Raw genomic sequence first — 18,422 nt, 5'->3', positions numbered from 1 at the left:
CGGAACACCAATAAGCGTCATTTGGCGCCATTCACGCATCTGATAAAATATTTTGCAGATTTATGTATCCTCCCAGGGCCGGTTGTTGAACAGGTCGTCATTCAGCTCCGAAACCGTATTTTTGACAAATGTTAGCAGGCAAAAAAATAGCAATCGGTATCAGTGGCAGCATTGCTGCTTACAAGATCGTGCACCTGGTGCGGCTGCTGGTTAAAGAAAAGGCCGCCGTAAAAATAATCATGACGCCTGCCGCGAAAGATTTTGTTTCGCCGCTGGTGCTGGCCACGCTTTCCAGGAATGAAGTGCTTACAGATATGGCCACCGGCAATACCTGGGCCAACCATGTGGCGCTGGGCCGGTGGGCGGACCTGTTACTGATCGCCCCGCTGAGCTGCAATACCCTTGCTAAAATGGCCAACGGGCACTGTGATAACCTGCTGTTATCGGTTTATCTTTCTGCAACCTGCCCCGTAATGGTTGCACCCGCTATGGATGAAGACATGTGGAAACACCCTGCCACGCAAAAGAATATGGAACAGATACGGTCTTTCGGGCATAGCATCCTTTCTCCCAGTCATGGAGAGCTGGCAAGCGGTCTTATCGGGGAAGGAAGAATGGAAGAGCCGGAAAATATCATCCGTCAGATAGACGCCTTTTTTAGCGCAACCGCAAAAACGGATCTTACAGGAAAAAAGATCTTAATTACCGCCGGCCCCACGCAGGAAGCTATTGACCCCGTAAGGTATATCGGCAACCGCTCTTCCGGAAAAATGGGGTATACCCTTGCAGCAGAATGCCGTAACCGGGGCGCAGACGTGGTGCTGATATTAGGCCCCGCACCGGAGATCCTTAAGGAAGATCTTTCCGGTATGACGGTTATAAAAGTGACCTCTGCCGAGGAAATGTATAACGCCTGCATAAACCATTTCAGCACAACAGATATTGCCCTGATGGCTGCTGCTGTAGCAGATTACAGGCCGGAGCAGGTAAGCACCGAAAAAATAAAAAAAGAAAAAGGGGCTCCGGAATTGCACCTTGTAAAAACCAAAGACATCCTTGCCCGGTTGGGACATCTTAAAACAGACCGCCAGATTGTACTGGGATTTGCCCTGGAAACTCATAATGAAGCCTCCAATGCGCTGGAAAAACTCAGGAAAAAAAATGCAGATTATATTGTAATGAACTCTCTGAATGACGGGGCAGCATTTGGTGCAGACACCAACAAAATAACGATCTATTCAAAGGACGGTGCTCAATTCCCTTTTGAATCAAAACCTAAAACAGCCGTAGCACGTGATATTATAGATACCATTTTAAAAACCGGCTTCCCAGCAATATGAAAAAAATACTGTTATCAGCTATCTGTTTTTTACTGGTAGCCGCCTGCGGCCGGCCAAAAGGTGTTTTATCCGAAGAAAAAATGGAAGCAGTGCTGTGGGATATTGCAAAGGGAAGCGAATTTGTAAACAGTTATGTGTATTACCGCTATCCTCAGTTGAACCATGCTGCTATTAACCAGGAAGTACTGCGCAAGATCTTTACGCTGCATAATATAACAAAAGAGCAGTTCGATAAAAGCCTGGACTATTATCAGCGCAAACCCGATGTTTTTGCCGCCCTGCTGGATTCTATTAATGTACAGCAAACCAGGAAAAAACTACCTCCCGGGGAGGCTAAAGCCTTTGATTCAGCAAGAGCTGCTCAGCCTGACCCTTCTATTAAGCCGGGACTTCCATCAAGGATTCATCCGCAATAGCCGTCTAAACAGCATGCATCCATGAAATGGTTATGTTTTAACGGAACTTTCTTCAATTCGGATCAGCCGGTCATCAGCGCCGGCAATAAAAGCTACCGTTACGGCGATGGTTTTTTTGAAACATTAAGAGTACATCAATCTCATATACCGCTCAAAGCCTATCATAAAAAAAGGATCGTAAAAAGCCTGGCACTGCTAAACTATACGCTGCCAGATAACGTCACTATTGATCTTGTTTTTGAAAAATTGCTGGAGCTGTGCGCGCTGAACCGGTGCAATAACAGCGCCAGGGTGCGCCTGTCATTTTCACACGGAGACGGAACACTGTTTGAAAATAAGGCATTGCATTACCTGATTGAGGCAGACGCTTTTCCGCCGCCTGCTGTTACCAGGAGTGCCGGCCTGTTTCTTGGGGTATTCGATGCCATCCGTAAAGAGATTTCTCCCTATTCCGGCCTGAAGCTGGCCAGTGGCTTTATCTACAGCCGCGCGGCACAATACTGCGCTGCCCAGCAGCTGGATGATGTCATTATCCTGAATACGTACGGCCGCCTTATAGAATCTGTTATATCCAATATCTTCTGGATCAGGGACGGACAGCTTTTTACCCCTCCTGTTAACGAAGGTTGTGTGGAAGGTGTTTTCCGATCTTATCTTTTGAACAATGCGCCTTTGATAGTACAGCAGCCCTGCACGACCGATGATCTCAAAAATGCCGAGGAGCTGTTCCTGACCAATGCGCTCAGGGGCATCCGCAGCGTACAATCTTTCCAGGGAGCCCTTTACCGCACGCAACAAACACAGGCACTTTTACAGCAACACCTTTCCCATTTATTTCCCTAAGGGGCAGGCGCAATCTTTTTATGGATCTCTGCCAGTGTGGCTACTGCCTTATGGCCATCCTCACCCAGGTCCAGGCTGTAATTATTTACGTACAGATCAATATGCTTGCGCATCACCTCTTCACTCATGGCCTGCGCGTTCGTTTTAACGTAATCTGATATTGCGGGATAATTTTTGAACGAATACTGAAGGCTTTCAACAATATAAGCGTTCACTTCATTATACAGTCCCCTGCCTAGCTCCTTTTTGATTACAATACCTCCCAGCGGGATCGGCACTTTCATTTCCTGCTCCCAGTATTCGCCCAGGTCTCTTACTTTAAACAATCCTTTATCCTGATAAGTAAACCGGTTCTCATGAATAATAACCCCCAGGTCGGCTTTGCCGCTTGCAACGGCGTCTTCTATTTCATGAAAAACACCAAAAAATTTGTTTTTAGCGTTCGGATAAGCAAAGCTGAAAAGCAGGTGGGCCGTCGTATTGATCCCCGGCAGCAAAATACGGGCATTGTTTACTTCTTCCTCTGTGAATTTTTTATTGCTGTTGCTAACCAGCAGGGGGCCTACGCCCTTGCCTAAAGCGCTTCCGGCATTCAACAGCTCATACTGACCGGTTGTTTTAAAATAAGCAGGAAAGCTCAGTTTTGTAATATCCAGCTCTCCTTTCAGGGCCCAGCGGTTCAATGTTTCCACATCCTCAAGCACCGGTTCAAATTCCAGGTCTTCCGTATCGATCTTCCCGTTTACCAAGGCATCAAAAATAAATGTATCATTCGGACAGGGAGAAAATCCAATTCTAAGCATCATGTTTCTGTTATAGAAATTTTATTATAACCGCCTTTTCAAAACTATCAAAAAGGCGCTCTTTATTTGTTGCGTATTTCATGAACCAGTTTTAAAACCGTCTGATTCAGATCCAGCACCGATTCCTTTATCTGCCATCGGGCTTTGTTCCGCTCACCTACCCGGTTAGAGAGGGAACGGATCTGCAGGAAAGGCACTTTTTCCTGCAAGGCCACATAATGAAAAGCAGCCCCTTCCATCGACTCTGTTACTGCTTCAAGTTTGGTACCAAAATAAGCAATAGACCGCTTATCTGTAGAAATTTCATTTACCGTAACCGACCTGACCGTTTTTAAACCGGTAGCCTTTAACAAACGTTTATGGGGGTTTACCAGCCAGCCGTTACTGAAGGGCTTTTTATCAGCAGGCAGCAGATGCAGATCAAAAACAGACTTGCGTTCTTTATTTTCCACCACTCCCAGGTCTCCAAAACAATCCGCGCCAACAACAACTGTGGTACCCAGCGCCATTTCTTTTGAAAAGCTGCCTGCTATACCTGCCTGTATTAACAGGTCGTATTTCTTTTTTGCAAGGGCTTTTGTCAGCGCATAGCTTGTAGCCACTCCCCCTATGCCGCTTATCAGAACATCAACATGATCCTGCTTTTTTGAAAACTGTATTACTGAAGGGATCTCCAGTTTTGTTGCCGCCACGATCAATAAATCCATATCCTGTACACAATAAGAACTGCAAAGGTATTACTTTAATACCGGCAGAGAACAGTTTCGGTTTAAATAAGGAAGAATTCTCATACAGGAGCGCATCCACAGGGCAAGAAGCAGGCGGATCCGCATTTTATAGGGCATGTGCACAGAATCTGCATTCAAATATTTCATCAGGCGTCTTCTTAAAAATTAATAATTTTGCAGCCTCTATGATATATCTTACAAGAATAGAACATTTTAATGCAGCTCATAAGTTGTTCAATCCCAAATGGTCAGAAGAAGAAAACGAGCAGGTTTTCGGAAAATGTGCCAATAAGAACTGGCATGGACACAACTATGAACTTTATATTACGGTAAAAGGCCTGCCCGATCCCGAAACAGGATTTGTGTATGATGTAAAAAAACTGAGCGGGATTATCAGGCAGCATATTATTGAAAAGCTGGATCACCGGAACCTGAACGAGGATGTAGGTTTTATGAAAGATCAGCTGTGCAGCACAGAAAACCTGGCCATTGGCATCTGGAACGAGCTAACGCCCCATCTGCCGCCTAATGTGCAGTTACACTGCATCAAGCTCTATGAAACGCCCCGCATCTATGTAGAATATTTTGGTTAAGTTTATCCTTACCTTTACCCAGTATGAAAGTATCCGTTTTCAGGAGAGAACATTTTAATGCGGCCCACCGGTTGTTTAACCCGGAGTGGGATGCAGCTACCAATGAAAAAGTTTTCGGAAAATGCTCCCTGCCTCATTACCACGGTCATAATTATGAGCTGGAAATAAAAGTGACCGGTAACGTGGATCCGGCCACCGGCTTTGTAATGGATCTAAAGGTATTGAGCGAGCTTGTGAACAGAACCGTGCTTGAAAAATTTGATCACCGCAACCTTAACCTGGATACAGAAGAATTCAAAAACCTGAATCCGACTGCCGAGAATATTGCAATTGTTATTTATAATATCTTGCGGCCTCATATAAATAAAGAACAGGAACTGAAGATCCGTTTATATGAAACACCCCGCAACTTCGTTGAATATCCGGCATAAAATAAATTACTGACAGCATGGCTTATAAAAATGAAGATCGGTATGACGAATCGGTGACTCAGAAACTGATTGAAAATTATAAAAGTATTATTACGAACCTGGGCGAAGACGCAGAACGGGAGGGCCTGCTAAAAACGCCGGAACGTGTGGCCAAAGCAATGCAGGTGCTCACAAAAGGGTATCATTCAGATGCGCACAAGATCATCAATTCTGCCAAATTCCATGAGGATGTAAGCGAGATGATCATTGTAAAGGATATTGAGCTGTACAGTCTTTGCGAACATCATATGCTGCCTTTTTTTGGCAGAGCCCATGTGGCCTATATTCCCAACGGATGGATCACAGGACTGAGCAAGATTGCGAGGGTGGTAGATGTATTTTCACACCGCCTGCAGGTACAGGAACGGTTAACGGTACAGATCATGAACGCGATCAAGGAAACACTGAACCCGCTGGGCGTTGCAGTAGTTATTGAAGCCAAACACCTGTGCATGATGATGCGGGGAGTGCAGAAACAGAACTCGGTAACCACCACTTCCGCATTTTACGGGGAGTTTGAAAAAAATCCGACGCGCAGTGAGTTCTTAAAGCTCATCAGCGCACATTTAAGTTAAAACCAAAATAAATTAGTGAATATGAAACATGCAGTGGTATTCCCCGGACAGGGGTCGCAATATACCGGAATGGGAAAAGAACATTATGAAAACAGCACCTTTGCCAAAAAATTGTTTGAGCAGGGTAATGAAGTACTGGGCTTTCGTATTTCTGATATCCTGTTTACAGGAACTGCTGATGAGCTAAAGGAAACAAAGGTTACACAGCCCGCCGTATTCCTGCATTCTATTGTAGCCTACAAGGCAATGGAAAATAACAATCCGGATATGGTAGCCGGTCACAGTCTCGGAGAGTTCTCCGCACTGGTTGCCAATAACGTACTGGCGTTTGAAGATGCATTACGGCTGGTGGCCGTACGGGCCAATGCCATGCAAAAGGCCTGCGAGCTGCAGCCTTCTACGATGGCAGCCGTCCTGGGCCTGCCCGATGAAAAGGTGGAAGAGCTTTGTAAAGCCATTCAGGAAGAAACAGGCGAAGTGGTGGTTCCGGCAAACTATAACTGCCCCGGGCAATTAGTGATCAGTGGCACTGTTAAGGGGGTTGATGCCGCAGTAGTACGGATGAAAGAAGCAGGTGCAAAGCGTGCCCTGGTTTTATCCGTAGGCGGAGCCTTCCACTCCCCGCTGATGGAGCCGGCAAGAAAAGAGCTGCAGGAAGCGATTGAAAAGACCTCCTTTCATCAGCCCGCCTGCCCCATTTATCAGAACGTAGTGGCCAAACCGGTTGTAGATAAGGAAGAAATAAAAGCCAACCTGATCGCACAGCTGACCGGGGCCGTTAAATGGACACAAACCATACAGGCAATGATTGCCAACGGCGCCACAAAGTTTACAGAAGCTGGGCCCGGCAAGGTGTTACAGGGCCTGATACAAAAAATAAATAAAGAAGTTGAAGTAGATGGGGTTAGTTAAAACCCCATTTTTTTTGTAGAATATTATAAAACAGACGATCATTCATTCTGCTTTCTATGATTCAGCCGGCCCTACGGAATGAGCTATCGGCTATAAATGACCTGTAAGTGATATGACGGTATTGGTATTTACATTGATTATGCTCATCGGCGCCTTTGGCGCAGGGTTAGTGGGCTCTTTATCAGGACTTGGCGGTGGCATTATTATCATTCCCCTCCTGACTGTTGGCCTGGGCGTAGACATTCATTATGCCATTGGTACGGCCCTGGTTTCGGTAATTGCTACCTCCTCCGGTTCTGCAGCGGCGTATGTAAGGGAAGGTATAACCAATATGCGGCTCGGTATCTTTTTAGAGATCGCTACAACACTGGGAGCCGTTTCGGGAGCATTGATCTCCACTATTGCACCGGGGTCTTTTATTGCCGTCCTCTTTGGACTGACGCTGATCTTTTCCTCCGTTAATTCCTTACGAAAAAAAGAAGAGCATTTTTTAAAAAACTCCAGCCCTATGGCACAGAAGTTAAAACTGTATGGCGCTTATCCGGATGTGAACGGAAAGAAAATAACTTATGGAACAAAAAATGTTTGGGGCGGCTTTGGCATGATGGGGCTGGCTGGTATGATGTCCGGCCTGTTAGGCATCGGTTCCGGCGCCTTTAAAGTCATTGCGATGGATAATATTATGAAGGTACCATTCAAGGTATCCACCACTACCAGCAATTTTATGATGGGCGTAACCGCTATCGCCAGTACGGTTATTTACCTGCAGAAAGGCTATATACAGCCTGCTATCTGTATGCCTACTATGATCGGAGTTTTATTCGGATCTATAACGGGCTCCAGGATCCTGTTAAAATCGAACCCCAAAAAATTACGCCTTTTCTTTTCCATCATTATTCTATTGCTGGCATTGAACATGATCTATAACGGCATCACCGGTAAAATTTAAAAGATATGGCAAAAACTCCATTTTCTGATAAAACCCTGCAAACCATCATCGGCAACCTGCTGCGTTACGGCGTGTTACTGGCTTTAACGGTGGGCGGTATTGGGGGCATTCTTTATTTAAGCAGGCATGGACACGATGTTGTACATTATGAACAGTTCAAAGAAAACGATAAAAGTCTCGGAACCCTGTTCAGGGAAATCATTAATGGACTAAAGGCAGGCAGCGGCCAGGCGATCATATTTGCCGGTATTATTATTCTGTTTCTGACGCCTGCGCTGCGGTTAGTGTTATCGTTATTTTCATTTATGGCAGAAAAGGATTACCTGTATATAGCCATCACCATCATAGTGATTAGCATTATCGGCACCAGTATTTACCTGGGCTACGCCGGATAATATTTTATACAGGTCATAAAATTAAAATACGCCATAATTCCTTAACCTGAACATTATCCCGGAAGGCGCAATTATCAGTAAATTTGTATGAAATCAACAAGTGTTTCATGGCAGCGCGGGCGGGTATTCTTAAAACAACGGGACTCACCATCCCCAAAACAGCTATTCAAAACGATAACCAGCTCCTGGTGGGGTTTATGCTGGTATGGCTGGTGCTGAATCTTTTACAGGCAGCCTTTCTGGGATTGGACGGCGATGAAGCCTATTACTGGATGCTTGCGCAGCACATTCAATGGAGTTATTTTGATCACCCGCCCATGGTGGCCCTGTTCATCCGGCTGGGAGAAAGCCTGGGGCATGGTTTTTTATTTACCCGGCTGGGAACAGTGCTGCTCTCTACTTTATCCATCGCCTTTGTGTACAAAGGGCTGCCTGCTTACCTGCAGCAGCTACGATGGTTCATTATTCTCTATGCCGCCACACTGGTGTTCAATGTATATGCGTTCATCACCACACCGGATGCCTGTTTGTTTTTCTTTGCCGCGCTGTTCTTCTGGCGTTATAAACATTTTTTGGCAAAAGAAAATTTCAGCAACAGCTTCTGGCTGGCATTGGCCATTACCGGGATGTTTTACAGCAAATACCACGGGGTGCTGCTGGTAGGTTTTGTGGTACTATCCAATCTCCGGCTATTACTGAACAAATATTGCTGGCTGATCCTGCTGATCGTTATCCTGCTTTTTATTCCGCACCTGTACTGGCAATACACGCACGACTGGCCTACGTTGCGTTTTCATTTAATTGAGCGCATTGCCAAACAGTACCGGATCAATTTTACTACTGACTACCTGCTTGGGCAGATACTCATCTGGGGGCCCCTGATCTCGCTGCTCTTTTATGCATCCGTGTTTAAACTGAAGATTAAAGACAAGCTGATGCGCGCGCATCTTTTTATGTTTGCAGGCACACTGGGCTTTTTCTTGTTTTCTTCCTTTAAAAATACGGTGGAACCACACTGGACGCTGATTGCAGGTATTTCCTATATAGCCCTGTTCTTATCGCTCATTATTAACGGAACCGAAAAATTCAGGAAGCTTTTTTTAAAAACAGCCTATATAAATATTGTGCTGATCCTGCTGGCAAGGATCATTTTCCTGATCCCCAGCGGGCCCGCAAATCTTATTAAGCATTTCCGCTCCTTTTCCTATGCAAAACTATGGGCGGATGAAGTATATGCCCGGGCAGGAACAACACCCGTTGTCTTTTCCAACTCCTACTCTGCCCCTTCGCTTTATAAATATTACCACCCGGATGCACAGACCATTGGTTACAACGATAAAAGTTACCGCAAAACCAATTTTAATCTTATGGATGATCATTTCCTTAACGGTCATCGTGTTTTCTATTATACCCAGAGCAATGCTATAGCGCCCGGACAGGGAATACCTGTAGATACCAAGTACAACACAGGCCGTTTGTTGCCTGTAGAACATTATACTCCCGTAAATGCGTTAAGGATCCACCTGCTTAATACGCCTAAAACAATGCCCGCCAGCCAGCCTGTAACCTTATCCATAGCCGTGATCAATAAAGGAACCACTCCCATTGTATTGGACACAGCGCTTTCCATCGACTATGCCTTTCTTATAGAAAAATATAATTTCATTAATTCCGATACGCGTTTTCCATTGCCCCGGAAGACCCTGGCACCGGGAGACAGCGCGGTTATTAAAATCCCTGTCAAAGCCCCGGAAAAACCAGGAAAATACCGGTTATTATTTTCTGTTGTCAACGGTTTTATCCCCGGCAATTTTGCCAGCAATTTTTACGGAGTTCAGGTTATACGGAAATGACATTTTAATCAGACCAAAAAGTTTCCCGCAAAAATGCAACCCTTTTTTATTGGCCTGTAATGAATTTCACTATCGTATAACAGCAGCTTAAGGTTGTATTGCGGGCGCAATCAGCTGGTTCCGGATAATACGGTTATTGTATTGCTGGATAAAAGCTTTCAGTTTTTGTTCCATACCTGCCGCCACCTGTGCAGAATCCCTCACAAGGTCTTTTTGCAGCAGCCGGTCGGTTGGGTAATTATACAGCCCCGTTGTTTTATTACCGTCAAAGAACATCAGGTAAGGGCCGGTGATCCACCGGTATCCTCCAAGGTATTGAAAAGCAAAACCCGGTCCGGTCCTGTGCAATGCGCTTTCACCGTAAGCCAGGTAAGGTTTCTTATAGTGCAGGTAATCCAGTACCGTGGGCATTATATCCAGTTGCTGGATCACCCCTTGCTCAACGCCTCTGAAGCTGCTGTCGCCCGGGGCGTACAGGATAATGGGTATGGCATAATCGCCCCAGGCATTCTGGTATTCCGGGTGGTAAGTAACCGTGGCATGATCGGCAGATATCACAAACAGCGTATTCTTAAACCAGGGCTGCTGCTGTGCCTTTGCAAAAAACTGCTGCAGCGCCATATCGGTATAGCCAATGCATTCCAATACCGGTAGCGGACCTTTTTGAAACCGGCCCTCGTACTTTTTAGGCACTTTAAAAGGGTCATGAGAAGAAACCGAAAAAATGCTTGCAAAGAAGGGCTGTGGAAAGCTGCTGAGTTTCTGCTCAAAAAAACGGAAAAAGGGCTCGTCCCAGATGCCCCATATTCCATCATAATCCGCATCATTATTGTACTCCGTTTTCCCAAAATAATTTTCAATACCAATCATCTTTGTATAGGACAAAAAACCCATTGACCCGTTGGCCGCGCCATGAAAAAAAGATGTGTGATACCCTTCCTGTGACAAAAGCCGGGGCAGGCTTCGTGTACTGTCTGAAACATAAGGGGTTAATGCAAACGGGTCCTGCCCGCTGGGAATGCTTGACAATATAGAAGGGATGGCATCAATGGATTTCCGGCCGTTAGCAAACGAGTTCCAGTAAATTTTGCTTACGGAGGCCAGCGAATCCAGGAACGGAGTAAACCCTTTGTAGGTTCCCCTGTCCAGGTCTTTGTTATAAAAGCCTGTGGCTTCCTTTCCAAAACTTTCCAGTATAATGATGACCACATTTTTTTTGGTAAACGGCACTGAGTCTGCCTGTGACGGATAATGCAAAGGCGAATAGATCTTTGCCACTTCATTTTCCGGGAAATAATGCACTTCTTTTAAAGGTGTTACTCCCATTGTCCGGATAAATACAAATGGGGTATTTAACACCAGGTACACTTCATGCGACCGTTTTACATACTCTCCAGCATCCGTTACCGTTATGGGGCGGGTGCTGTGCCGGTAGCCTCCACGGATGCCGCCAATGGCCAGCACAACAGCAACTGCAAAAACCAGCGAAGCGGTGATATAATATCCTGCTTTGGGAAGCGGCCAGTGCCTTTGCCGGATCACAACACGGTTATAAAGAAAAACCATCAGCGCTATGAGCGCCACAAACAGCAGCACCACAAACCAATAGTCAATAAAGAAGTGAAAAGCCAGGCCGCCCTTATTCTGCTCATGAGAAAACTCGCTGAACACGCTAACCGTGGTTCTTTTCAGCGTAAAGCGGTAATAAATAAAATCAACACAGTTTAAAAAAACAGCAATGCCGTTTGTAATATAAAAAATCCACTTTATGGTTTGCTGGTAGCCTTTATTAGCTCTCACCGCATACGGCACAGGAATCGTCATTAAAAAAATCATCAGACCATTGAAATAAAAAAGTGCCGCTATATCAAATAACAACCCGCCCTTCAGGATCTTTAGCCAATCACTGCCGGCAATATCAGGAAACAACCCCCTGTTCAGAAAATAAAACAGCAGCCTGCATATAAAAAGTAAAAGCAGCACAATTGCCATACGGTATAAAAACACCGCATAATAACCCCATTGAACCGTAGTTTTTTTCCTGGTCATACCTATAAACAAATTAAATCAGGTAGCTGCTGCTTGCTCAGCCTGGCCGTTCTTGCCGGCGGGCGTTCTGCGTTCTTTGCGGAACAGGACAGGAACAGCAGTAAGTGCCATCGCCATGGTGATCAGGTAAAAACTCAGGCTTACCGAAACCGCCAGATCTTTATCCAAACCAAAGGTAGCCGCCCCCCAAACAATGGCTACTTCCCTTGCTCCCAGCCCGCCAATGCTAAAAGGGAATAGCGATGCCAAAGACGATAGCAAAAAAATAGCAAAATAAGGCCAATAGCTGGTTGTACAACCCAGGGCGGCTAAAATAAATGCCACGGTAACCAGTTGCAGCGACTGCGCACAAATGGCCAGCAGGTGTGTAATGATAAAGCGCTGGCTGATCTTTTTAAAAAACCGGCGCAGCACCCAGTAATAAATGATCGTGCCCGCAACAAAAGCCAGCAGCACCCAACGGCTGTATTGCTGCACCTGTGGCATTGAAAGACTGAAAACGGCCAACAGCCAGCTCAATCCCCATAAACCGCTGAGCCGGTCAAAGAACACAGCAGAAAAAACCTCTTTATGGGTGGTAAAAGCGTACCGCTGCTTTAGCGCAATAATTTTATACCCATCACCACCGATACCGCCGGGCAAAAAAAGATTATAGAACATGCCCAGCAAAAACAGCCGGAAATTAGACTTTACCGAAATGGGCAACCCGATATTCCGGAAAAAATTCAGCAGTCTTATAGATGTTATTACCTGACAAATTACAAATGACACTACAGCTGGCACCAGGTACCATCCGTTCGCTTCTGCCCATAACCGTTTTAAAACAGCCAAGTCGACCTTGGTATATACCAGCCACAGGGCCAGGGCAGTAAACCCGACTTTCAGTATCGGTTTTAAAATATTCCAGGCCCTTTTTCTATCCATAACTCAGATGCAAACTTAGGATAGTTGATTGAGAATCGGGAATTGAGACAGGAGATTTGAAAGGTGAGAAACGGGTAATCAGTTGTCAGTAAGCAGTTTTCAGTCCTGACCATTGACCATCAACAAAGACACCCCTACTTGCTACTGACTATTTCCCACTCGCTTCTCCTTATTGCCCCAACCTTAAACTTTCTTATCTTTGCCCTTCTGTCAAAATGGCTTAAAGTGCTTATAGCATTATTTTTGACGATCTACAACTTTTATAAAAACAGATACAAAAGATATGTTTGGTTTCTTATCAAAAATGTTCGGTGGCAGTAAATCTGAAAAGGATGTAAAAAAGCTTGCACCTGTCATTGAACAAATTAACAAAAATTTCGCTAATTATCAATCACTTAGCAATGATGAACTGCGTAATAAGACCCTGGAGTTCCGGAAGCGCATCAATGACCAGCTTACAGAAATTGATAATAAAATTGCCGCGCTGAACCAGCAGGCCGACGAATTGCCGCATGAAGAGCTGCTGCAGAAAGACGCCATTTACAAACAGGTGGATGAGCTGAAAAAAGACCGGGATAAAGAGATCGAAAAAGTGCTGGATGAAATTCTTCCGGAAGCCTTTGCGGTAGTAAAGGAAACTGCCCGCCGTTTTGCCGGTAATGCAGAGCTGGTTTCAAAAGCAACGGAACTGGATCATGAGCTGGCAAAAAAAGCAACTTATATTACCATTGACGGAGAAAATGCCATTTATAAAAACAGCTGGACCGCTGCCGGCGCCCAGATCACCTGGAATATGGTGCATTATGATGTACAGTTGATCGGTGGTGCAGTGCTGCATTCCGGTAAAATTGCCGAAATGGCCACCGGGGAAGGAAAAACCCTTGTGTCCACCCTGCCCGCTTACCTGAATGCACTGGCCGGCGAAGGCGTACATATTGTAACGGTAAACGATTATCTCGCCCGTCGTGACCAGGAATGGAACGGTCCCATATTTGAGTGGCTGGGTCTGCGGGTTGATTGCATTGATAAGCACCAACCGAACAGCGCCGAGCGACGCAACGCCTATATGGCAGATATAACCTATGGAACCAATAATGAATTTGGTTTTGATTACCTGCGGGACAATATGGTGCATAATGCCTCTGAAATGGTGCAGCGCAAACATCATTATGCCATGGTGGATGAGGTAGACAGTGTGTTGATCGATGATGCCCGTACCCCATTGATCATCAGTGGCCCTGTTGATCATGCGGATGAGCAGCAATACCATATCCATAAACCCCGCGTAGAACAATTGTATCGCGAACAGGAGCGTATTGTCCGTAACAACCTGAACGAAGCAAAACGGCTTTTTGAAAAAGGCGAAGACGATCCAAAAACAGGAGGCCTGCATTTATACCGCGCTTACAGGGGGCTGCCCAAGTACAGCCCGCTGATCAAATTCTTAAGCGAGCCGGGGGTAAAGGTAAAAATGCAAAAAGCAGAGAACTATTACCTGCAGGAACAGGAGCGGAACATGAAGATCGTGGATGAAGACCTGCTCTTTAAGATCGATGAAAAAACCAATTCAGTAGACCTTACTGAAAAGGGCCTTACCATGATCACAAAGGTGGGAGAAGATGCCGACTTCTTCGTACTGCCGGATATTGGCGCGGCTTTAGCCGATGTAGAAAAAAGCGATGCTTCCTCCGAAGAAAAATTAAAGCAAAAAGAGGCCCTGCTGAATGATTATTCTCAAAAAGCAGACCGGATCCATTCTGTGCAGCAACTGTTAAAAGCATACGCGCTCTTTCAGAAGGATGATGAATATGTGATCGTTGACGGTGCCATCAAGATTGTTGATGAGCAGACCGGGCGTATTATGGAAGGTCGCCGCTACTCTGACGGATTGCACCAGGCACTGGAAGCAAAAGAAAACGTGAAGATCGAAGCCGCTACCCAAACCTATGCCACCATTACCCTGCAGAACTATTTCAGGATGTACCACAAACTGGCAGGGATGACCGGTACGGCAGAAACAGAAGCCTCAGAATTGTGGAGCATCTATAAGCTGGACGTGGTTACCATTCCTACCAATGTTCCGGTGATCCGTAAGGACCTGCAGGACCTGGTGTATAAGACCAAACGGGAGAAATATAAAGCGGTTATTGATGAAATTGAAAAGCTGCGCGGTGAAGGCCGCCCGGTGCTGGTGGGTACCACTTCCGTTGAGATCAGTGAATTGCTGAGCCGCATGCTGCAGCAAAAGAAAATACCCCACAACGTATTAAATGCCAAACAGCATGCCCGTGAAGCAGAGATCGTGGCAGAAGCCGGACTGGCCGGTGCGGTAACCATTGCTACTAACATGGCGGGCCGCGGTACCGATATCAAACTGGGGCCCGGTGTAAAAGAAGCCGGTGGTTTGGCCATTATTGGCACAGAACGCCATGAAAGCCGCCGTGTAGACCGCCAGTTGCGCGGACGGGCCGGCCGCCAGGGCGACCCGGGTAGCTCCCTGTTCTTTGTATCGCTGGAAGACGACCTGATGCGCATGTTCGGAAGTGAGCGTATTGCCGGCATGATGGATAAGCTGGGTTATAAAGAAGGAGATGTGATCCAGCACAGCATGATCAGCAACAGCATTCAGCGGGCACAAAAGAAGGTGGAAGAAAACAACTTTGGCATCCGTAAACGTTTGCTGGAATATGATGACGTTATGAATAAGCAGCGTAACGCTATTTATGAGAAACGGAACCACGCCTTATTTGGAGACCGCCTATCACTGGATATTGATAACGCATTTTCAATTGTGGCAGAAAGCCTTTGCAGCTCCTTTAAAGAACAGGACGATTTTGAAGGATTCAAGCTGGCCTGTATTGTAAATTTTGGGATGGACACTTCTGTTAACGAAGAAGAATTCCGTACTACAGAAGCCAGCAGGCTGGCCGATAAGCTGTACGAGGAAGCGCTGGCCCGTTACAACGATCATAATAAAAGTATTCAAAGCCAGGCTGTGCCTGTGTTCCAGAACATCCGCAATACGCAGGGCGGTCATATTGAAAACGTAATTGTGCCCTTTACGGATGGGCGTAAAGCAATTAACGTGCTAGCGCCGCTGGATAAGACCATTACCACTGAAGGCCGGGAACTGGTATCCAGCATGGAAAAATCTATTACCCTTGCGGTAATTGATGATGCCTGGAAGGAGCATTTACGGGCCATGGACGACCTGAAGCAAAGTGTGCAGACTGCCTACCTGGAACAGAAAGACCCGCTGGTGATCTATAAGGTAGAAGCCTTCCAGTTGTTTAACAACATGATCACTAATTTAAACAAAGACATTATCTCCTTTCTTACCCAGGCCAACCTCCCTGCGCAGGAAGAAGCGCCCAGTATTAAAGAAGGGCGTGCACAAAAGACGGACCTCAGCAAGATGCGGGTAAACAAAGAGGATATAGAAGCAGCCGGTGAGGATTATGCCGCCAACGAAAAGGATTACTTCGATCCGGCGCAGCCGCCGGTGAAGCAGGAACCGATACGGGTAGGGCCAAAAGTAGGCCGGAACGACCCCTGTCCCTGCGGCAGCGGTAAAAAATATAAGAACTGCCACGGCCGGTTTGAATAGAACAGATTGAATCCCCACTTTAAAACGGTGGGGATTTTTTATTGGGAGAAATTCCGTTCAATCCGTTGGCCCGATAAAGGATTGGCTTTACAAAAGGCCGGCAACCTGATTTCCCGTAACTGCCGTTCTTATTGAACAGATTCAGAAAAAAGCGCTCAGGGCCGCCAATGCACATATAGCAGCACAATGCCATGTGAACCGTTATCAAAACGATTTCTGTTACATAGCGGCTACTGTTTAATTGAATATGTCCATTACAGATCGCCCCTCCGGGGCTGAAGTATTAAATTTTATCCATATGCTACCTATATAGCACTCCGATGGGGCTACCTATTGATAAAAACATCATTCCGAAGCAGCCCCGAGTCAAAAAAAAACAGGAGTAAGCGATATGGATCGTTGCTGGTTGCCGGCAGATCGGCCACATATTGCTGGTTGTACCGCTTGCATTACACGAAAATGACATTTTAATCAGACCAAAAGTTTCCCGCAGAAATGCAACCCTTTTTTATTGGCCTGTAATGAATTTCACTATCGTATTATACAGCAACACCTGCCTCCAGGGTGTAAATGCTCAAGGTTAAAAACGACAGAAGCAGCTTCACATTAAACTTCTTCTTATGCCTTATTGCACCATTCCGCCCCGCAGGGGCAGCCTATTGGTAAAAATCGCCCAAAAGCGACGGAGCTCCGCAGGAGCGGCCTGTTTCAAAAAACAAGGAAAAATATAGCATCAGTTGCACTGGCAGCCGATCGTGAACCCGGATCATAAGTTAATGATCGCACAATAAAACTAAAAAAATGTTGCCCATCTGAACAAAAAGGTTCAGCAACTTCTATTAATTTTGCACTTTCTTATCAGGAAAGCCAGCCTAGCTTAGTTGGTAGAGCAGCTGTTTCGTAAATAGCAGGTCGTGGGTTCGAGTCCCATGGTTGGCTCAAAAATTATCAGATAGCCATTTGCCCCCCTGACAAAAAGCATTCTTTACCAAAAGAAATCTGCTTTCACCTAAATAACCGCTTTTACAATACTCGTTCTCCGGGGCGGTGGCAATACAAGGTGGGCTCCCTTAAAATACTGTTCTTCTGCTATTGCGGGTGTGAGCAATTCTATATGATCAAAGCCACATTCAATAAGACGGGCTTCCAGTTCCGGCATTGAAAAATAACTGATCCATGGTTCACCGGCTTTGGCAGCTTTATCAGCCAACAGGGAGTTCCGGCTCTCCGTATTAAATGAAGCGGTAAATACCAGCTGACTTCCCTGTGGAAGACCCCCTGCCCAGCGAAAAAGATTGGCAATGCTTTGCGGGCTCAGATAGATGAGTACACCCAGGCAGGCAACAAAAACCGGCTTATGATAGTCAATAAGGGGGCTGTTTAAAGCAAGCTGCAATTCCAGACTCTCCAGGTCTGTTTCCAGGAAATGAAGGTTGGAAGGCATGGATAGTGCGGCTTTATCCAGTCTTTCCTTCTTGTTCTGTTGACTGGCGGGATGATCTGCTTCAATAATCTGCAATTCTTTTGCCCAGTCAGGTTGCCGGAAAGCAAAAGTATCCAGTCCGGCGCCCAGGATCAGGTATTGCCGGATGCCTTCCTTACAGGCAACCTTCAGACAATCTTCAGCATACCGGCTTCTTAATACAATATGTGTCCGCATAGCCAGGATGCCCGGGAGGAAATAGTATTGCTGATTAGCAAGAATCCATTCAATAGCTTCAGTACCCAATAACCGCAGAACAACCGGGTCTGCAAGCAGTTTATGCGGACCATCCAACAATTGGTGCGCTGCGCGCAACATCGCCGCAGCAACGGCTGTTTTACTCCCTTCTCCTTTATTCATGGGCAGTTGGTTGATGCACGATAACACATACTCCCGGAAGAGACAAGCGTGACATCCTAAAAATTTTATAATCACAGCAGGATCAGAATAGGAAAAACAGCTTTGCTCACATTCCCGCTTTC

The 18,422-nt window shown here is 45.9% G+C and carries 16 protein-coding genes and 1 tRNA gene; 12 read left to right on the top strand and 5 right to left on the bottom strand.

Annotation, left to right across the window (positions count from 1 at the left end):
* Positions 1-128 precede the first annotated feature (128 nt).
* The 3 genes from coaBC to A8C56_RS01815 are packed head-to-tail and all read left to right on the top strand — an operon-like array spanning position 129 to position 2,599.
* A complete protein-coding gene (coaBC, locus tag A8C56_RS01825; protein WP_067751264.1) occupies positions 129-1,340 on the top strand; it encodes a bifunctional phosphopantothenoylcysteine decarboxylase/phosphopantothenate--cysteine ligase CoaBC in 1,212 nt (403 codons plus the stop codon).
* Positions 1,337-1,756 carry a DUF4296 domain-containing protein gene (locus tag A8C56_RS01820; RefSeq protein ID WP_067751261.1) on the top strand — a complete coding sequence of 140 codons (420 nt, stop codon included), beginning with the start codon at positions 1,337-1,339 and terminating at the stop codon, positions 1,754-1,756. The genes coaBC and A8C56_RS01820 overlap by 4 nt, the downstream gene beginning before the upstream one ends.
* A 21-nt stretch (positions 1,757-1,777) precedes the next feature.
* Positions 1,778-2,599 carry an aminotransferase class IV gene (locus tag A8C56_RS01815; protein WP_067751259.1) on the top strand — a complete coding sequence of 274 codons (822 nt, stop codon included), beginning with the start codon at positions 1,778-1,780 and terminating at the stop codon, positions 2,597-2,599.
* Here A8C56_RS01815 and A8C56_RS01810 read toward each other — a convergent pair.
* Positions 2,596-3,405 carry a 1,4-dihydroxy-6-naphthoate synthase gene (locus tag A8C56_RS01810; RefSeq protein WP_067751257.1) on the bottom strand — a complete coding sequence of 270 codons (810 nt, stop codon included), beginning with the start codon at positions 3,403-3,405 and terminating at the stop codon, positions 2,596-2,598. The genes A8C56_RS01815 and A8C56_RS01810 overlap by 4 nt on opposite strands.
* A 59-nt stretch (positions 3,406-3,464) precedes the next feature.
* On the bottom strand, positions 3,465-4,109 hold the full coding sequence (gene mqnB, locus A8C56_RS01805; RefSeq protein ID WP_067751254.1) for a futalosine hydrolase: 645 nt from the start codon (positions 4,107-4,109) through the stop codon (positions 3,465-3,467).
* Positions 4,110-4,315: 206 nt separating this feature from the next.
* Here mqnB and A8C56_RS01800 point away from each other — a divergent pair, with 206 nt between their 5' ends.
* From A8C56_RS01800 to A8C56_RS01770, 7 genes are all read left to right on the top strand, one after another.
* Positions 4,316-4,723, top strand: coding sequence for a 6-pyruvoyl trahydropterin synthase family protein (locus A8C56_RS01800; protein WP_067751252.1), 408 nt, complete (start codon positions 4,316-4,318; stop codon positions 4,721-4,723).
* Positions 4,724-4,746: 23 nt separating this feature from the next.
* Positions 4,747-5,154, top strand: a complete 408-nt coding sequence (locus tag A8C56_RS01795) for a 6-pyruvoyl trahydropterin synthase family protein (RefSeq protein ID WP_067751250.1) — start codon at positions 4,747-4,749, stop codon at positions 5,152-5,154.
* Positions 5,155-5,171: 17 nt separating this feature from the next.
* The gene (folE, locus tag A8C56_RS01790) at positions 5,172-5,768 is read left to right on the top strand and encodes a GTP cyclohydrolase I FolE (protein WP_067751247.1); all 597 of its coding nucleotides are present in this window, start codon (positions 5,172-5,174) and stop codon (positions 5,766-5,768) included.
* 21 nt (positions 5,769-5,789) lie between these two features.
* Positions 5,790-6,680: an ACP S-malonyltransferase gene (fabD, locus tag A8C56_RS01785; RefSeq protein WP_067751245.1), complete on the top strand. Its 891-nt coding sequence runs from the start codon at positions 5,790-5,792 to the stop codon at positions 6,678-6,680.
* A 112-nt stretch (positions 6,681-6,792) separates the two neighbouring features.
* A complete protein-coding gene (locus A8C56_RS01780) occupies positions 6,793-7,629 on the top strand; it encodes a sulfite exporter TauE/SafE family protein (RefSeq protein WP_067751243.1) in 837 nt (278 codons plus the stop codon).
* A 5-nt stretch (positions 7,630-7,634) separates the two neighbouring features.
* Positions 7,635-8,024, top strand: a complete 390-nt coding sequence (locus A8C56_RS01775; RefSeq protein WP_067751239.1) for a DUF1634 domain-containing protein — start codon at positions 7,635-7,637, stop codon at positions 8,022-8,024.
* Between the two features lie 107 nt (positions 8,025-8,131).
* A complete protein-coding gene (locus A8C56_RS01770) occupies positions 8,132-9,877 on the top strand; it encodes a glycosyltransferase family 39 protein (protein ID WP_084489926.1) in 1,746 nt (581 codons plus the stop codon).
* Positions 9,878-9,964: 87 nt separating this feature from the next.
* On the opposite strand, the gene A8C56_RS01765 is transcribed toward A8C56_RS01770, so the two are convergent.
* Together A8C56_RS01765 and A8C56_RS01760 are read right to left on the bottom strand one after the other, a co-directional pair.
* Positions 9,965-11,926, bottom strand: coding sequence for an LTA synthase family protein (locus A8C56_RS01765; RefSeq protein WP_067751237.1), 1,962 nt, complete (start codon positions 11,924-11,926; stop codon positions 9,965-9,967).
* Positions 11,927-11,944: 18 nt separating this feature from the next.
* Positions 11,945-12,850: a lysylphosphatidylglycerol synthase transmembrane domain-containing protein gene (locus tag A8C56_RS01760; protein ID WP_067751234.1), complete on the bottom strand. Its 906-nt coding sequence runs from the start codon at positions 12,848-12,850 to the stop codon at positions 11,945-11,947.
* Positions 12,851-13,133: 283 nt separating this feature from the next.
* Between A8C56_RS01760 and secA the strand changes: the two genes are divergently transcribed.
* Positions 13,134-16,457, top strand: a complete 3,324-nt coding sequence (secA, locus tag A8C56_RS01755; protein ID WP_067751232.1) for a preprotein translocase subunit SecA — start codon at positions 13,134-13,136, stop codon at positions 16,455-16,457.
* Between the two features lie 866 nt (positions 16,458-17,323).
* Positions 17,324-17,396: transfer RNA gene (locus tag A8C56_RS01750), tRNA-Thr, on the top strand.
* Positions 17,397-17,466: 70 nt separating this feature from the next.
* On the opposite strand, the gene A8C56_RS01745 is transcribed toward A8C56_RS01750, so the two are convergent.
* Positions 17,467-18,300 carry a class I SAM-dependent methyltransferase gene (locus A8C56_RS01745; RefSeq protein WP_067751229.1) on the bottom strand — a complete coding sequence of 278 codons (834 nt, stop codon included), beginning with the start codon at positions 18,298-18,300 and terminating at the stop codon, positions 17,467-17,469.
* Positions 18,301-18,422: the final 122 nt, after the last annotated feature.

This window comes from Niabella ginsenosidivorans (assembly GCF_001654455.1).
GTDB lineage: Bacteria > Bacteroidota > Bacteroidia > Chitinophagales > Chitinophagaceae > Niabella > Niabella ginsenosidivorans.
The sequence above is the reverse complement of the archived record's forward strand: the minus strand, read 5'-3'. Positions and strand labels throughout refer to the sequence as shown.

What these genes read in the sequence shown, in the direction of transcription:
- coaBC (WP_067751264.1), top strand. Translation starts at nt 129, where the DNA reads ATGTTAGCAGGCAAAAAAATAGCAATCGGTATCAGTGGCAGCATTGCT.
- A8C56_RS01820 (WP_067751261.1), top strand. Translation starts at nt 1,337, where the DNA reads ATGAAAAAAATACTGTTATCAGCTATCTGTTTTTTACTGGTAGCCGCC.
- A8C56_RS01815 (WP_067751259.1), top strand. Translation starts at nt 1,778, where the DNA reads ATGAAATGGTTATGTTTTAACGGAACTTTCTTCAATTCGGATCAGCCG.
- A8C56_RS01810 (WP_067751257.1), bottom strand. Translation starts at nt 3,405, where the DNA reads ATGATGCTTAGAATTGGATTTTCTCCCTGTCCGAATGATACATTTATT.
- mqnB (WP_067751254.1), bottom strand. Translation starts at nt 4,109, where the DNA reads ATGGATTTATTGATCGTGGCGGCAACAAAACTGGAGATCCCTTCAGTA.
- A8C56_RS01800 (WP_067751252.1), top strand. Translation starts at nt 4,316, where the DNA reads ATGATATATCTTACAAGAATAGAACATTTTAATGCAGCTCATAAGTTG.
- A8C56_RS01795 (WP_067751250.1), top strand. Translation starts at nt 4,747, where the DNA reads ATGAAAGTATCCGTTTTCAGGAGAGAACATTTTAATGCGGCCCACCGG.
- folE (WP_067751247.1), top strand. Translation starts at nt 5,172, where the DNA reads ATGGCTTATAAAAATGAAGATCGGTATGACGAATCGGTGACTCAGAAA.
- fabD (WP_067751245.1), top strand. Translation starts at nt 5,790, where the DNA reads ATGAAACATGCAGTGGTATTCCCCGGACAGGGGTCGCAATATACCGGA.
- A8C56_RS01780 (WP_067751243.1), top strand. Translation starts at nt 6,793, where the DNA reads ATGACGGTATTGGTATTTACATTGATTATGCTCATCGGCGCCTTTGGC.
- A8C56_RS01775 (WP_067751239.1), top strand. Translation starts at nt 7,635, where the DNA reads ATGGCAAAAACTCCATTTTCTGATAAAACCCTGCAAACCATCATCGGC.
- A8C56_RS01770 (WP_084489926.1), top strand. Translation starts at nt 8,132, where the DNA reads ATGGCAGCGCGGGCGGGTATTCTTAAAACAACGGGACTCACCATCCCC.
- A8C56_RS01765 (WP_067751237.1), bottom strand. Translation starts at nt 11,926, where the DNA reads ATGACCAGGAAAAAAACTACGGTTCAATGGGGTTATTATGCGGTGTTT.
- A8C56_RS01760 (WP_067751234.1), bottom strand. Translation starts at nt 12,850, where the DNA reads ATGGATAGAAAAAGGGCCTGGAATATTTTAAAACCGATACTGAAAGTC.
- secA (WP_067751232.1), top strand. Translation starts at nt 13,134, where the DNA reads ATGTTTGGTTTCTTATCAAAAATGTTCGGTGGCAGTAAATCTGAAAAG.
- A8C56_RS01745 (WP_067751229.1), bottom strand. Translation starts at nt 18,300, where the DNA reads ATGAATAAAGGAGAAGGGAGTAAAACAGCCGTTGCTGCGGCGATGTTG.